This is a genomic window from Rathayibacter tanaceti (assembly GCF_001634385.1).
GTDB classification, from domain to species: domain Bacteria; phylum Actinomycetota; class Actinomycetes; order Actinomycetales; family Microbacteriaceae; genus Rathayibacter; species Rathayibacter tanaceti.
In genome coordinates this window covers 1-881 of sequence record NZ_LIIN01000285.1, presented here as the reverse complement: position 1 = coordinate 881, position 881 = coordinate 1, and the positions used below count along the sequence as shown (strand labels likewise).

The window sequence follows — 881 nt, the reverse complement described above, 5'->3', positions numbered from 1 at the left end:
ACCGCGGAGGCGCCCGAGCCGACGATCCCGACCCGAGCGCCGTCGAGCTCGACCTCCTCGCGCCAGCGCGCCGAGTGGAAGGCCGGGCCCGGGAACGAATCGAGGCCGGGGACCGTCGGCAGCCGCGGCTCCGAGAGCCGCCCGGCGCAGACCACGAGCGCGCCGGCCGAGTAGTCGCCGCGGGACGTGCGCACGGACCAGCGGCCCGCCTCCTCCTGGAAAACCGCCTCGAGGACCTCGGTGCCCAGCCGCAGGCGCGGCCCGAGCCGCTCGCGCTCGACGACACGCTCGAGGTAGGCCTGGATCTCGGCACCGGGCGCGTAGAACGCGGACCAGTCGGGTTCGGGGGCGAACGAGTAGGAGTAGAGGTGCGACGGGATGTCGCAGGAGACGCCGGGGTAGACGTTGTCGCGCCACGTTCCGCCGACGCGCTCCGCGCGCTCGAGCACGACGAAGGAGGTGCCGCCGCGGCGCTCGAGGCGCGTCGCCGCTCCGAGGCCGGCGAACCCTGCCCCGATCACGACGACGTCGACCTCGACGGCCATCAGACGGTCATCCGCTCGAGAACACTGCCCGCCGGGTCGCGGCGGGGGTCGGTGACGAAGCGCTCGAGCACGGCGAGCAGCTCGGCGGGCCGCTCGGCCAGGACCGCGTGCCCGGAGTCGATGAGGCAGTAGCGGGCGTCCTCGATCGCACCGAGGAGGGCCTCCGAGCCTTCGACACCCACGACGGCGTCGGCGGTGCAGGCGACGACGAGGGCCGGGAGGCGCAGACGGGTTGCGGCCGCGCTCGCGTCGGCGCGGGCGGAGGCGGCGAGCATCCTGGCGGCGTCGGTGTTCCAGGGGGACGAGGGGCCCCAGGCGCGCAGCGCGAGCAGGCGG

2 protein-coding genes are annotated in these 881 nt (G+C 75.5%); both read right to left on the bottom strand.

The annotated features are described in order from the left end of the window. The coding region (locus ACH61_RS15675; RefSeq protein ID WP_153038968.1) for a flavin-containing monooxygenase at positions 1–545 on the bottom strand (545 nt) is incomplete at its 3' end. After that, the coding region (locus ACH61_RS17715; protein ID WP_201787633.1) for an alpha/beta fold hydrolase at positions 545–881 on the bottom strand (337 nt) is incomplete at its 5' end. The genes ACH61_RS17715 and ACH61_RS15675, both read right to left, overlap by 1 nt.